Source organism: Flavobacterium sp. MK4S-17 (genome assembly GCF_009848495.1).
Classification (GTDB): Bacteria; Bacteroidota; Bacteroidia; order Flavobacteriales; family Flavobacteriaceae; genus Flavobacterium.
On the sequence record NZ_WWEP01000017.1, the window covers coordinates 13,682 to 28,710 of the forward strand.

8 protein-coding genes and 1 tRNA gene are annotated in these 15,029 nt (G+C 38.8%); 6 read left to right on the forward strand and 3 right to left on the reverse strand.

The annotated features are described in order from the left end of the window. The first annotated feature begins 15 nt into the window (after nt 1–15). From GSF09_RS07760 to GSF09_RS07770, 3 genes are read left to right on the forward strand one after another with little or no spacing between them, the layout of a single operon-like run. Entirely contained in the window at nt 16–3,072 is a 3,057-nt protein-coding gene (locus tag GSF09_RS07760; RefSeq protein WP_236564858.1) for a DNA methyltransferase, read from the forward strand. Continuing rightward, nucleotides 3,062–3,784, forward strand: a complete 723-nt coding sequence (locus tag GSF09_RS07765) for a hypothetical protein (RefSeq protein ID WP_159800381.1) — start codon at nt 3,062–3,064, stop codon at nt 3,782–3,784. The genes GSF09_RS07760 and GSF09_RS07765 overlap by 11 nt, the downstream gene beginning before the upstream one ends. Nucleotides 3,785–3,793: 9 nt before the next feature. Continuing rightward, nucleotides 3,794–4,387, forward strand: coding sequence for a hypothetical protein (locus GSF09_RS07770; RefSeq protein WP_159800382.1), 594 nt, complete (start codon nt 3,794–3,796; stop codon nt 4,385–4,387). 76 nt (nt 4,388–4,463) lie between these two features. Here the strand turns inward: GSF09_RS07770 and GSF09_RS07775 are convergent. Continuing rightward, a tRNA-Ala gene (locus tag GSF09_RS07775) sits at nt 4,464–4,537 on the reverse strand. Between the two features lie 125 nt (nt 4,538–4,662). Here GSF09_RS07775 and GSF09_RS07780 point away from each other — a divergent pair. After that, nucleotides 4,663–5,430, forward strand: a complete 768-nt coding sequence (locus tag GSF09_RS07780; protein WP_159800383.1) for an enoyl-CoA hydratase/isomerase family protein — start codon at nt 4,663–4,665, stop codon at nt 5,428–5,430. On the opposite strand, the gene GSF09_RS07785 is transcribed toward GSF09_RS07780, so the two are convergent. Next, nucleotides 5,420–6,058: a 2OG-Fe(II) oxygenase gene (locus GSF09_RS07785; protein WP_159800387.1), complete on the reverse strand. Its 639-nt coding sequence runs from the start codon at nt 6,056–6,058 to the stop codon at nt 5,420–5,422. The two genes, GSF09_RS07780 and GSF09_RS07785, sit on opposite strands and share 11 nt — an antisense overlap. A 107-nt stretch (nt 6,059–6,165) precedes the next feature. On the opposite strand from GSF09_RS07785, the gene GSF09_RS07790 reads away from it, so the two are divergent. Beyond that, nucleotides 6,166–6,618: a 6-carboxytetrahydropterin synthase gene (locus GSF09_RS07790; RefSeq protein ID WP_159800384.1), complete on the forward strand. Its 453-nt coding sequence runs from the start codon at nt 6,166–6,168 to the stop codon at nt 6,616–6,618. Here the strand turns inward: GSF09_RS07790 and GSF09_RS07795 are convergent, their stop codons facing one another. Beyond that, complete coding sequence (locus GSF09_RS07795; RefSeq protein ID WP_159800388.1) at nt 6,619–7,359, reverse strand: UDP-2,3-diacylglucosamine diphosphatase; 741 nt, start codon at nt 7,357–7,359, stop codon at nt 6,619–6,621. A gap of 215 nt (nt 7,360–7,574) precedes the next feature. Here GSF09_RS07795 and GSF09_RS07800 point away from each other — a divergent pair. After that, nucleotides 7,575–15,029, forward strand: a 7,455-nt coding sequence (locus GSF09_RS07800) for a fibronectin type III domain-containing protein (RefSeq protein ID WP_159800385.1), incomplete at its 3' end; no start/stop codon positions are given.

The window sequence follows — 15,029 nt, forward strand, 5'->3', positions numbered from 1 at the left end:
TGTATAAAAATTAAATTGAAAACAAGTCCGCTAAATACTCTTTTATCCCAATTGGGGATTCAGGATACTGTTTATTTTAGAAATAAAGAAAACAGTTATAGCTTTGACTTTCATATTGATATTAAAAATAAGCTCACTTCTATTTTACCAGACGCTATTTATATATTCAATAATCAGCCTCTAATTTTATTCTTTGATTTAACTTCTGATAGTAGTCGGGAAAACGACATCCACAAAAAAGTTTGGTCTTTCGATAATTCCCCTATAGCATTTATAATAAAAAATGATGAGGTCAATATATACAATGCTTTAAATTATATAAAACAAAAAGATAATACTGGCAAGCTCGAAAAGATAAACTTAACGACAGAGCAGAGAAACCAAAATTTTTCCTTTTGGAATCTGCAAAGCGGAGAAACATGGAAATGGCTACAAAATGAATATTTTGAAAGCAAATCAAAAAAAGCTACAAGAAGGAGGGTTAATGAACGGTTGTTTCAAAATATAAAAGAAGTGCGAAAGCACTTAACCGATGAAACTAAAGATAATCATTTAGATGATAAACATGCAAACTCCTTAATATTGAGGCTGATTTTTATCAGGTATCTTATTGATAGGGAGATTAAAATAGATGATGATTTCATTGAGGGAGATAATATTAATGATAAAAGGAAAAGTTTCAGCATTCTAATCAAACAGCCTGAAAAACTGAACCAACTTTTTACAAACCTGAATGAGAAATTTAATGGAGTATTATTCAAAGAAGTAGATATTCAAATTAATCAAGAACAATCTAATTATTTAGCAAATGTATTTAAAGGAGAATTACAGGATGAAAATTCTCTTTTTAATGGCTATTTTTTTGAGATATTTGATTTTTCAATTATACCTGTTGAGGTTATTTCCGGAATCTATGAATCCCTAATTGATGAGGAAACCAGAAAATTAGATTCCGCAGTTTATACGCCATCATATTTAGTAGATTATGTATTATCCGATACGGTTGATAAATTTTTAGAAAATAGTCCTTCAAGTGATTGCTCAATCTTTGAAGTAGCAGTAGGCTCTGGTATCTTCCTTGTACAATCATTGCGCAGGATGATTGAAAAGGAAATTAATCTTAATCCAGAGCACACAAATGAGAAATTTAGTTTAAAAATTCGGGAAATTGCTGAGAAAAATCTTTTCGGGATAGACGTTAATCCAGAAGCATTAAAAATCACATGCTTTTCAATATATATAGCTCTATTAGATTATCAAAAACCCAAAGATATTAATGTTTATCATTTTCCTGAACTAATTGGTAGAAATCTTTTTGAAGCGAATTTTTTCGACAGTAAACACGAATTTAATGAGATTATTAAAGAGATAAGACCAAAATATATATTAGGAAATCCCCCTTGGAAACGAAAAAAAGACGATTCTATACATACCGCATGGCTTAAAGAAAATAAAAAGACTGTAGGAAATTATGAAATTGCCCAGTCATTCTTATTAAGAGTAAAGGATTTTATGAGTTATGGGACAGGTGCAGCTTTAATTGTAACAAGTACTATGTTTTATAACATATCTAAAACCAACAAAAAGTTTAAGCATGAGTTTTTATCTACTTATTGTATTGACAAATTTTTTGACTTATCAGCTGTTAAGCAGTCTCTTTTTGAAACACAGGAAAGTCCAACTACTATAGTATTTTTTAACCTTTCACATGAAAAGGAATATTTAAGTAATATTCTAATTCACCAAAGCCTTAAAGTTAATTCATTTTTGAAAAACTTTAAAATGTTAGTTATAGAGAAATTTGATAGAAAAAACATTTCGCAAAAACATTTTATTGAATATGATTGGATGTTCAAAGTTGCACTGTATGGAAACACTTTAGATTTAGAATTCCTTAAAAAGATAAAATCTAAAGGCTCATCTTTATTGAAGAAAATCGACAATAAAACGATATATGCGGGGGCAGGAATAAAATCAAATACAGGAACCAATTTCGCAGAAGAATTGATAAATCTACCCCTTATAGAGAATTCTGACATTCAAGAATTCTATACACCTGTAACTGATTCTAATAAAATTTTAAAATCTGAGGATGTATGGTATGAAAGTGGAAGAAAGAAACAACTTTTTTTTGGCAATAAAATTTTAATCAAAGAACAAGCTAAAGATTGGTCAAGACTTGTTATATCTTATAATAACCAAAATTCAGTATATAAAAATGGTGTTAACGGTATTTCAAGTCAAGATAATAATGATCTCAAATTCATATATTCTTTATTAATATCCAATATTTATACCTACTATATTTTTTTAATATCAAGCGGATGGGGAGTAGCTACCAGACCACAAACACGCTGGAAAGAAGAATATTTATCTTTCCCAATAGTTGAAACAGATTCGGAGGTAAAGAGCGACTTGATAACCCGTGTAAATACTTTGTTGCAAGATTACAATGAGTTCTATAATAGTTTTAATCTTGGTGAACCAACCGTAAATCAACAAGTATTATTTGATATTAATTACATTGCAAATAATCTTTATAGCGTTAATAAACATGAAGAAGCACTTATTGATTATGTAATGAATGTTTCTCGATACCAATTTCAAGAAAGTAAACAACAATTTTTTACAAAAAAAATTGATGGTGATAAAGACTTTCTTGAAAAATATATTAATGTATATATTGATGAATTTAGCAAAATATATAATGATGAATATATCCAGGTTGAGGTATATCCTTTAAATTATTTTATTGCGTTGAATTTTGTATTTTCTGATAAACCGAATGAAGAAAATATTGTATATCCTGATAAAACTAATGAAAAGGACGTTTTAAAAAGGTTAGCCAATAATTTGAGTATTGAACAAATTACAAATACTTCGGATGCAAATAAAAACTTATTTATCCAAAAAGATATAAAGGGATTTGAAAATGATTCTTTTTATATTATTAAGCCAAATGAATATAAGTGCTGGCATAGTGCAATGGCATGGTATGATGTAGCAGAATTTAAAGCTAAAATTCAAGAAGCAGAATTAAATAATTTAAACCATTCCGATAATGGGTTCTGAAGCGGATAAATTTATAAAAAATAGGCTTTCAAGAACCGCAATGATTGATAGCCGGATAAAAAAATTACTGGCTTATATAATTGATTGTTATAATAAGACTGTTGAGGATGGCAAGCAATATGATTATTCTAAAAGAGGGAAAATCAGTCAGGAGAATTTTTTAAGGAATGGACTGGTTAATGACTATTTAAGATGTAACCTTAATTCTTTAAACTCCGGTACAGAATATTATACCGTTATTAACAAAGAATCTAATGAAACTTATACCAGTGCAATTGATGGCTTAACACATGATGACCCGATTGACATACATATAGTAGATAAAGCGTTGCAAGCCTCATGGAATACAGACAAACAAATTTACTATGCCTTAGAGTGTAAAAGGATTAGTCAATTATCCGATTCGGCTTCTTATATAGGGGATATAAAGAAATCTACAGAAAGGGATTATAAGGGAATGCGTCTCCCTTATGAAGGTCAAATAGCATTTATAGAAAATTCTAAACTGACGCATATAAAAATTGCTGAAGACATAAACAAAAAACTATCAACACATACATCCATCATAACCAATAAACCGTTAGAGGCCGTTCAAATTAGTAATTCATTTAATGGCTCTTATATTTCTGTACATAATAAAATCTTTGGAGATAACGCAAATTTTACAATACACCATCTTCTTTTTGACTATTCAGCCATTGTAATCCAGTAAGATATAAATATGATAGAATTTGAACAAAAAGACATACTTATATTAGATTATATAATTGACCAATTAATAGCAGGCTATACAAGAATTAATGTTGATGATTTAATAAGGCAAGGATACTTAAAAATTAATCCAGAAGAAGAAGATGTATATCTCAAAGCCGTTAATGAATTTGACAGGCTGCTACACATAATTCAAAGTTATGACTGTGCTCATTGCCATTTTAATGAAAATGATGATATAGGTTCGTATGTTGAATCAAATTCAAAGACCGCTTTCTTTTATAACTCTGGAGGGTTTAGAAAAGCATATTCTGATTTAATTGCATACAATAAACACAAAGAAATTGTAAAAAATACAGAAATTAATAATTCAAGACTTTCTAAATGGCAAGTAAAATCATATTGGTATGTATTTGCTTTTGCGTTAATTGGTGGTCTCTATAGTATTTATGATGTAATAAATGAAGCTACTAAAGAAGATTCTAAAGAAATAATTTTGCAGAAAGGATTAGAAAAAGAAGTCCAGGAATTGAAAAATACAGTAAATGTTATTGCCAAGAAGTTAGATTCTATTGCAAATAAACCTGAACAAAAACAGCAATAACGACAACCCTGACGACAACTAAAAACACAAAACCCTTATAACTCTTTAAATTATAAGGGTTTATGGTTTTTCTTTGTGGAGAAGATGGGAGTCGAACCCACGACCTCTTGCATGCCATGCAAGCGCTCTAGCCAGCTGAGCTACATCCCCATTGGTTTTTGTGAGGGCAAATATAATACAAATACTTTTCAATATACAAATATTAAAAACCCAAACTTTAAAAATATGCTTTTGCAGTATTTAAAATTGAATTATTTTTACTGAAAACTATAAATATGGACGCATCACATAATAATGGCTATTTAAAAACTGATATTATTAATAATGTAGCAACTTTAACATTCAGCCATCCTGCCAGCAATTCATTTCCTTCTTATTTACTGCAGCAGCTTACTGAAGAACTGGAAAAATTAAGCCATAATGCAGATGCCCATATTATTGTTTTAAAAAGTGATGGAGAAAAGGCATTTTGCGCAGGTGCCTCTTTTAATGAACTGCTGGAAGTATCTAATTATGATGAAGGTGCGAGATTTTTTTCGGGATTTGCAAATGTAATTAATGCTATGCGAACCTACCCCAAACTTATAATAGGTCGTGTGCAGGGCAAGGCAGTAGGCGGCGGCGTTGGCCTGGCGGCCGCATGCGATTATGCCCTTGCCACTACCGATAGTGCAGTGAAATTATCTGAATTCACCATAGGCATTGGCCCATTTGTTATAGCTCCTGCTGTTGAACGCAAAATGGGAAAAGCAGCCCTTACCGAAATGACAATTGCAGCGCATGAATGGAAAAGTGCACAATGGGCACAGGAAAAAGGGCTATATGCAAAAGTTTTTAGCACTATTGCCGAACTGGATAATGAAGTGAAAAACCTTGCCGAAAAACTTGCAGGCTATAATCCGGAAGCGCTTAATGCCATGAAAAAAGTTTTATGGGAAGGCACGGAAAACTGGGATGCGTTACTTGCCGAAAGGGCAAAGGTTTCCGGCAGGCTTGTACTTTCGGAAGCTACAAAAAAAGCACTGAGCGGCTTTAAAAAATAATTTCGCCCCTACCCTTTAGCCAGCCTGTTATGCTCAGCCTTTCCCGCTTTACGGGCTTAACCTCATGCTCCAGCAACTGGCTTTCAAAAATTACCATCCTGCCCTGCATGGGGTAAACATCCAATGAGGTTTCAATGGCACCTTCATTAAAGTATAACGTAAGTTCGCCTCCATAGGCTGCTTGCCAGTCTTCATCGTTAAGGTAGCAAACCATAGAAAGTTTTCGCCTTTGGTCATTTTGAAACGTATCAAGGTGGCGTTTATAAAATGTGCCTTCAGGATATACTGCATAATGAAATTCCTTTTCTGCAATACCCATAAAACAGGTGCGGTTAAGGTAATCGGTAAAATCGCTTATCTTTTCAAAAAACTGCTTTTCTGCCGCATTGCACTTTGTTTCATCCAGCCAAAGGATAAAATCTCCGCGTATAGCCTCAACAACCTGCTCATTAGCCATGTTGCCTATGGCCGATTTCCTGAATTTGTCTTCTTCATATTTTTCAAGCAGGCTTTCCCTGAGGGCAAGCACTTCGGTAACAGAAAAGAAATTTTCGACAATGCTGTAGCGCTTTTCAAGCAGGTCGGCTATTACTTTTTCATAAAGCGGGTTTAATGTGGCGGCTTCCATATGCATTTTTAAAAAGCGAGCAAATATAATCTGAAAACCAATATGTTTTTCAAAATAATAGTCATGATATTATTTAGTAAATTTGCGGCTAATAATGCAATAAAGAAATGAGCAAAATCAGGATAACCAAACAGTTTACATTTGAAACGGGGCACGCCCTTTATGGCTATGACGGCAAATGTAAAAATGTGCACGGCCACAGCTATAAGCTATCTGTAACTGTAATAGGCAGCCCAATTACAGATACTGGCAATGTTAAATATGGCATGGTGATAGACTTTGGCGACCTGAAAAGCATTGTAAAGAAAGAAATTGTTGATGTTTTTGACCATGCAACAGTTTTTAATAAAAACACACCCCACATTGAGCTTGCTAAAGAACTTAAGGACAGGGGGCATCATGTAATACTTGTAGATTACCAGCCCACAAGCGAAAATATGGTAATTGATTTTGCAGAAAAAATAAAGCGCAATCTTCCGGGAAACATAAAGCTTTTCTCACTGAGGCTGCAGGAAACCGAAACTTCTTTTGCAGAGTGGTATCAAAGTGATAACGAATAACTATTTATATTCCTTCAGCTCAAAGGTTTCACCGTTAAAAACCCCATAAGTAAAATACCCTATCCAGTCGCCCAGGTTTATGTACGTTGAATTTTCCCCAACCTTAATAGTCATGGGCAGGTGCCTGTGCCCAAAAACAAAGTAATCATAATGTTTTGTTTCCAGTTTTCTTTTGGAATATTGCACAAGCCATTCATTTTCCTCTCCTAAAAACTTCACATCCGCATCACCGGATATAAGTTTATTTTTTACCGAAAGATATTGCGCCAGGCTTACTCCCAAATCAGGGTGCAGCCAGCGGAAAAGCCATTTTGAAAAAGGATTTATAAAAACCTTTTTCATCCTTTTATAGCCTTTATCCCCCGGGCCAAGCCCGTCTCCATGCCCTATAAGGAAAAGCCTGTTGTTAAATGTAAACTCCTGCGGCCTGTGGTACACAGGTATATTCAGTTCTTTTTCAAAGTAATCATGCATCCATAAATCATGGTTGCCAGTAAAAAAATACACAGGTATCCCGCTGTCCCTTATTTCGGCAAGCTTGCCTAAAACCCTAACAAAACCTTTAGGTACAACTTTCCGGTATTCAAACCAAAAATCAAAAAGGTCACCCAATAAAAAAATCGCATCTGCATCTTTCCTTACTTCCTCAAGCCATGCCACAAATTTTTGTTCCCGTGGAAAACTTTTTTCAGGTGTTGGTGCTCCAAAATGCTGGTCAGATGCAAAATATATTTTCAAAATAAACGCGTATTTTTTATAAGCCCAAATATAACAATCCTGCCCGAATAATTAAACGTGTTAAAAGAACTGCTAAAACTCACAAAAATTTATATTTCTAACAATTCAGCTGAAATTTGTTTTTTTTAGGATTTTTTTAAACATAATGCATTTTTAATACCATAGGCTTTTATTTTTTTTAACTATTTTCGGAAACTAAACATAAACTACTAAATAATATGAAAAAAATTACTTTATTAATCTTAATGCTTTTTACAGCTTTTTGCGGTTTTGCACAGCTTCCGCAGGAGGGGTTTGAGGCATGGCCCCCAACTGAGTGGCTTATACTGCAAAATGATGTAGGCACAACAGTTTTTTGGAGACAAAGCGCATTAAATAATGATGCTGAACCTCCTTACGAAGGGGATTATTCGGCTTTCCTGGACAAGTCTAACCTGCCGCCTAACTTTGATACACCGCAGGATTGGCTTGTAACCAAAGAATTTACAATGCCCGACAACCCTGAACTTCATTTCTTTTCCAGGCTTACATTAGGAGGTAATGATGGCTCGCTTTACAGGGTTATGATTATTGACCTTACTGAAAACCCGGGGGCTGATGTAAATGATTTTTCTAATTATACACAGTTAAAGGAATGGAATGAAATTGAAATAAACCCAATACAGACACAATATACCGAAAAGATACTTTCTTCACCCGATATACCTGATACTTATATTGGGCACCAAGTACGTATGGCCTTTGTAATGGAAGGCAACAATGGCGACCGCTGGTTGATAGACAATGTAATGGTGGTGGAAAAATGTAATGCGCCAACAGGCCTTTCGGCAGATGATTTTGGGCTTACCAGTGCTACATTCAGCTGGACTGCCTCTGCCAATGCCGCAAATTATGAAATAGAAGTTGTGGAGGCAGCAGCATTGCCTTCGGGAATTGCAGACTATACAAGTACCACTACATCTTATACTGCTACCGACCTTACTGCAGGCACTGATTATGTATTTTATGTAAGGGCTGAATGTTCTGTAAGCGGTGCCAACAGCTGGAGTGAGTGGGCCGGCCCGTTTGAATTCAGCACTATTCCTTACGGAGATACCTGCGATGCGCCTATAGAAATTAATACCGTTTCCTATTTTGAAACATCGCATACAGATAATTTTGATGATGACTACAGTGGCGCACCGGGCACAGGCTGCAACGCAAGTGGCAGCTACCTTAACGGAAACGATGTTGTTTATGCCTACAGTGCATCCTTTACAGGCTCTATAAACATAAACCTTAGCAATACCGGCCCTAATGCCGGAATATTTGTTTATGACAGCTGTGATGCTATTGGAACCAACTGTATTGCAGGAGGCTCAGGCAATGCCACAACCCCTGTTAATATTGCCACACTTGCCGTTACTGCCGGCGAAACTTATTATATAGTTATATCTACATCGGGCACTACACAATCTACTCCTTATACATTAACAATACAAAGGGTAAACTGCGAGCCGCCTGTAGGGCAGCCCACAACTGCTATAACCGAAACCTCTGCGCAACTTTCCTGGACAAACCCAAGTGGTGCCACTTCATGGGAAGTAGTACTGCAAACTCCCGGCACAGGTTTGCCTTCGGGATCAGGGGAAACTGTAACAGATAATCCATATATCCCAACAACACTTACAGCAGCAACACCCTATGAATATTATGTAAGGGCAGACTGTGGTGACGGCACATTCAGTGCATGGGCAGGGCCTTATTTGTTTAATACGGAATTATGCAACCCTGCCAACCAGTGTACCTACACTTTTGTGATGACGGACAGCGCTTTTGGCTGGGATGGCAATACAATGACAATAAGCCAAAATGGTATAGAGGTTGCCACCATTGGGGAAGACTTTACATCAGGCACAGGGCCAGTAGAAGTTGAAGTGTCTTTATGCAACGGCCTCCCCTTCCAGTTATTCTGGAATGCAGGCGGTTCTTATGCCAATGAGGTAGCGGTTGCCATAAAAAACCCTTTTGGCCAAACCATTTTTACAAAGCCTCAAGGAGCAGGCGCCCCAAACAGTATAGTATACTCAGGTATGGCTAACTGCCTTGAAGCCGAATGTATGGCTCCTGAAGACCTTACGGCAATTAATATTGGCGATACCGAAGCAGGACTGCAATGGGGAGGCCCGGCGACTGGTGAGTGGGAATATGTAGTTGTTCCTACAGGAGACCCCGCCCCTGCCGACACCGATTCAGGTACCAGTACTACAACTAATCCGGTAACGGCCGGTGGGCTTACCGCTAACACTACTTATGATTATTATGTAAGGATTATATGTTCTGACACGGAAACCAGCCCTTGGAGTGACCCATACACATTTACCACAGCTTCCTGCCCTTTTGCTGACCAGTGTGTATATCGCTTTATAATGACCGATGTCTTTTTCGGCTGGGATGGCAATACAATGGATATAAGGCAAAACGGCGTGACTGTAGCTACCATAGGAGAAACATTTACAACAGGTTCCGGCCCTATAGTGGTGGAGGTTCCTCTTTGTGGCAATCAGCCTTTTGAGTTGTTCTGGAATGCGGGAGGCTCTTATGCAAATGAAGTGGGGGTAGCCATACAAAACTCTTTTTACCAGACAATATATACAAAACCTATAGGTACGGGTTCTCCAAATACAGTATTATATACCGGCAATGTTGACTGCGGCAATGCCGAGTGTATAGCACCTACAGGGCTTGATTCTGACAATATAACCGCTTTTGCAGCAGACCTAAGCTGGGATGGGCAGGACACAGGAAACTGGGAAGTATATGTTGTGCCAGCTGGTGACCCTGCCCCTACTGCAGGTACAGCAGGAGAAGCCGCAACCGTAAACCCGTATAATTATGACGGACTTGACCCTGAAACTGCTTATGATTTTTATGTAAGGATACAGTGTAATGGCGGAGCAGACTGGAGCCCTTGGGGTGGCCCTCACACTTTTACTACCATAGCAACCTGCCTTGAGCCTACGGATCTTAATGCCATAAATATAACAGAAGCAGCAGCCGAACTGGAATGGACAGAATCTGGAACGGCAGATGAATGGGATGTTTATGTAGTACCGGCAGGAGACCCTGCCCCTACTAATGCAACTGAGGGAACAGATGCCCTTACTAACCCTTTCCCGATATCTAGCCTTACAGCAGGTACATCTTACGAGTTTTATGTACGTGCCGTATGCAGTGGCACTGACGTAAGTGAATGGTCTGGCCCGTATGAATTTAATACCAGTGTGTGCAGCCCTTCATTACAGTGCGTTTATAATTTTATAATGACCGATGACTTTTTTGGTTGGGACGGCAACACTATGGATATACGGCAAAACGGTGTTACGGTTGCTACCATAGGCGAAACATTTACCAGTGGTACAGGCCCTATAGTAGTTGAAGTACCATTATGTAATGGTATTCCATTTGAACTGTTTTGGAATGCCGGCGGCTCCTATGCTTACGAGGTAGGGGTGGCTATAGAAAATCCGTTCGGGCAGATAATATATACAAAACCTATCGGCGAGGGTTCTCCTGACACATCCCTGTTTACAGGAATGGCAAACTGTGATACCCCGGCATGCCTTGCTCCTGAAGGGTTATATGTTACCAGCATAGGCGATACTACTGTTGAGCTTGGCTGGGAAGGAGAGGCAACAGGCTCATGGGAGTATTTTGTTGTACCTGCCGGAGGCCCTGCGCCTGCTGACGGCACACCGGGAACACCTGCAACAACAAATCCAGTTGAGGCAGGCGGCCTTACCGCTGGTACTGAATATGATTTTTATGTAAGGCAGATATGCTCTGGTACTGAAACCAGCCCGTGGAGCGAAGCATTTGATTTTACAACCGCATTATGCCCGCTGGCCGACCAGTGTGTGTATACTTTTGTAATGACAGATGAGGCTTTTGGCTGGGATGGCAATACAATGACGATTAGACAGGGAGGCGTAGAGCTGGCAACTATAGGAGAAGATTTTACCAGCGGTACCGGCCCTGTTACTATTGAAATACCAATGTGCCATGATATACCTTTTGAAGTATTTTGGAACCCTGGCGGCTTCTACACCTCTGAAGTAGGTTTGACAATAATTGATCCTTTTGATGATGAGTTATTTACAAAAGCACCCGGAACACCGGGTTCGCCAAATGCTGTATTATATAGCGGGACTGCAAACTGTACCCCGCCGCCATGTGATAAACCTATAAACCTTTATGCTGATACTGATTTAACTTCTGCTTCTATAAGCTGGACATCTCCGGATGATGCTGAAGAATGGGAAGTGGTAGTAGTACCGCAGGGCGACCCTAACCCTGAAACCGGTACAGCAACAACTTCAATGCCTTATCTTGTTGAAGATCTTGAAGAGTTAACCTGCTATGATTTTTATGTAAGGTCGGTTTGCCTTAACGGGCTTGGTTACAGCAACTGGACAGGGCCATTTACATTTTGTACAGCAGTTGAAAATGACGACTGTGATGAAGCTACCGTAGTAAATGTAAACCCTGCGGGAGAGTGTGTGGAATTTGCTACCGGTACAGTAGTTGGCGCTACGCCATCTTCACAGGTAAATGGCTGCTTCGGGTCTGCTGATGACGATGTATGGTTTGAATTTGTGGCAGAATCAGACACCCATATAATTACACTGAGAAATATTACCGGCTCTACAACCGACCTTTATCATGTAGTTTACGAAGGCGACCAGTGTGGCAGCCTTAACCAGTTATACTGCAGCGATGATAATTTAAGCGAAGCTACAGGGCTTACTCCGGGCAACACATACAAGATAAGGGTTTATACCTATTCTTCAACTCCTTTCCAAACATCGGAATTTGAAGTTTGTGTAAGGACTCCGGTGCCGCCAATTTATGTAAGCACTACAGATTATACAGTGGAAGAACTTGTTACCGATATATTTTATGAAGATTCAGAATGTGCTTTGATAAGCAACATTACATCAAGCACAGGTTCTGATTTTGGACTTGTAAATGGCATTGGTTACTTTACGCAAAACGGTTCCGATTTCCCTATGGAATCAGGGCTGTTATTGGTAACCGGTAACGCTAATGATGCTCCCGGCCCTAACAACAGCCTAATATTCAATGAATTTGATGCAGGCTGGGACGGTGATACCGACCTTGAGGAAATGCTTGATATTGAAACGGGAGAAACGTATGACGCTTCCTACATCCAATTTGATTTCGTACCGCTTATCCCTGTTGTGAGCTTCGACTTCCTTTTTGCTTCGGAAGAATATAACGGCGGCTCATTCGAATGTGATTATTCAGATTCATTTGCCTTTATCCTTACTGATAATGATACAGGCGAATCGGTTAACCTTGCTGTAATACCGGGAACTGATATTCCTATACAGGTTACCAACATACACCCTGACAACGGTTATTGCGATGCTATAAATGAAGATAGGTTTGGCAAATACAACCTTGGCGATGATTCTGATTTTGCGGCAATCAACTTTAACGGGCAAACCAAGCCAATGACGGCTATATCGCCCGTAACACCTGGGCACAACTACACCATAAAGCTCGTGATAGCCAATGAGGGTGATAATTCATACGCTTCAGCTATATTCCTGCTGGCAGGCAGTTTCAATTCAGGAAGGATTAACATAGGTGATGACCTTCTTGTTGACACAGGAACAGCAATATGCGACCAGTCTGAATTCCTTCTTGAAAGCGGGCTTGATGCTGATGATTATGATATTAAATGGTTCTTTTATGATGATGAGATAGAAGGTGAAACAGGTGCGGACCTTTTGGTTACTGTACCCGGAGAATACAGTGTTGAAGCTGTTTATAATGGTACGGACTGTACTTCTACAGGAACAATTGTAATTGAGTTTTATCCTCCTGTTGAAGAAATTACCGGAGAGCCTGTTGACCTTGTAAGGTGTGATGCCGATGGTACCGCTACCTTTAACCTGGAAGATAATACTCCTGTAGTATTAAACGGGCTGGATCCTGCCGACTTTACAATTTCTTACCACTTAACAGAAGATTTTGCAGAAAACGGTGGCCCTGCGCTTGGCCTTTCTTATGAGAATGAAGTACCGTTCCAGCAAACGGTTTATGTAAGGATGGTTTATAATTTATCAGGCTGTGTGGGTGTTAAGTCTTTTGACCTTTTAGTGGATGACCTTACACCTGAATTCGAAATAAATGATGACTTCTCAATCTGCGAGGGAAGCAGTGCTGAAATTACTGTTGTTCCGGGCAATTTTGCTGAGGATGATAGTAACGTAACCATTTCATGGACACACGATACCAATCCGCTTCCTGATGATTCTGTTTCTATTACAATTACAGAGCCGGGCGTTTATGAAGTTACTGTTGATAACGCAGGATGCCCTGTAACCAAATCAGTTACTGTTACAGAAGTTGTCATACCTGTTCCGGATCAGCTTACTGATGTAACCGAATGTGATGCTTATACGCTTCAGCCGCTCACGGTAGGTAATTACTATACCCAGCCCGAAGGTAATGGCACCATGCTGAATGCAGGTGAAATTGTTACAGAGTCCCAAACGTTATATGTATATGCCGAAACCGGTACTACACCAAACTGCTGGGCTGAAACAAGTTTTGAAGTTACAATTATAAACAGCCCTGATCCTGTAACACCGGGCGACCAGACAGTATGCGACAGTTATATACTTCCTGCGCTTGCAGAGGGTAATTATTATACGCTGCCTAATGCTGGGGGAACTATGCTTAATGAAAACGATGTTATAACTACTACACAGGAAATTTGGGTTTATGTAGCTACAACCGGCGGGCCAACTACATGCCCTGCGCAGGACAGCTTTACTGTAACTGTATTAACAACACCTGTTGCAGATGATATAGCCGATGTAACAAACTGCGACAGTTATATTTTACCTGCATTAAGTCCCGGTAACAATTATTATACAGGAACCGGGGGAACAGGGACTATGCTGAGTGCCAATGATGTTATAACACAATCTCAAACCGTTTATGTTTATGCAGAAAATGGCATTTGTACAGATGAAACAAGTTTTGATATAACAATTGTTACAAGCCCTGTGGTAGATGTAATAAGCAACCAAACAGTGTGTGGCAGCTATACGCTTCCTGCGCTGGGTGTTGGCAGCTATTATACAGGCCCGGGCGGTACAGGCACTATGATGAATGCGGGTGAAGCAATCACTGGAGAAGGGATACATACAATTTACATTTATGCAGAAACAGGAACCACACCAAACTGTAGTGATGAGTCTGTATTTACGGTAGATATTCAGCCAACTCCGGTTGTAACTGTTCCTGCCAGCGAAGTTGTGTGCGACATTTATACATTGCCTACGCTTAGTGTTGGCAACTACTACACTGCACCGGGCGGTACCGGTAATATGCTTAGTGCCGGCAATGTAATTATAGACAGCCAGACACTATATGTATATGCCGATAACGGGGTATGTTCCGATGAAGGTGAATTTACAGTAACTGTTATACCAACCCCTACGCTTTCCGCTATAAGCGAAGGATGTGAAGAAGGCGGTTATACTCTGGGTGTTGTATTTGATGCCGATGATGAAACCGACCAGGGCAATGCTGCTTATGCATGGAGCAGGACAGAAGGCGGGGCTGTTATCAGCACAGACCCAACCCTTACGGTA

Excerpts from the sequence above, each read along its gene's own strand:
- GSF09_RS07765 (WP_159800381.1), top strand. The coding sequence starts at position 3,062 with ATGGGTTCTGAAGCGGATAAATTTATAAAAAATAGGCTTTCAAGAACC.
- GSF09_RS07785 (WP_159800387.1), bottom strand. The coding sequence starts at position 6,058 with ATGGAAGCCGCCACATTAAACCCGCTTTATGAAAAAGTAATAGCCGAC.
- GSF09_RS07780 (WP_159800383.1), top strand. The coding sequence starts at position 4,663 with ATGGACGCATCACATAATAATGGCTATTTAAAAACTGATATTATTAAT.
- GSF09_RS07770 (WP_159800382.1), top strand. The coding sequence starts at position 3,794 with ATGATAGAATTTGAACAAAAAGACATACTTATATTAGATTATATAATT.
- GSF09_RS07790 (WP_159800384.1), top strand. The coding sequence starts at position 6,166 with ATGAGCAAAATCAGGATAACCAAACAGTTTACATTTGAAACGGGGCAC.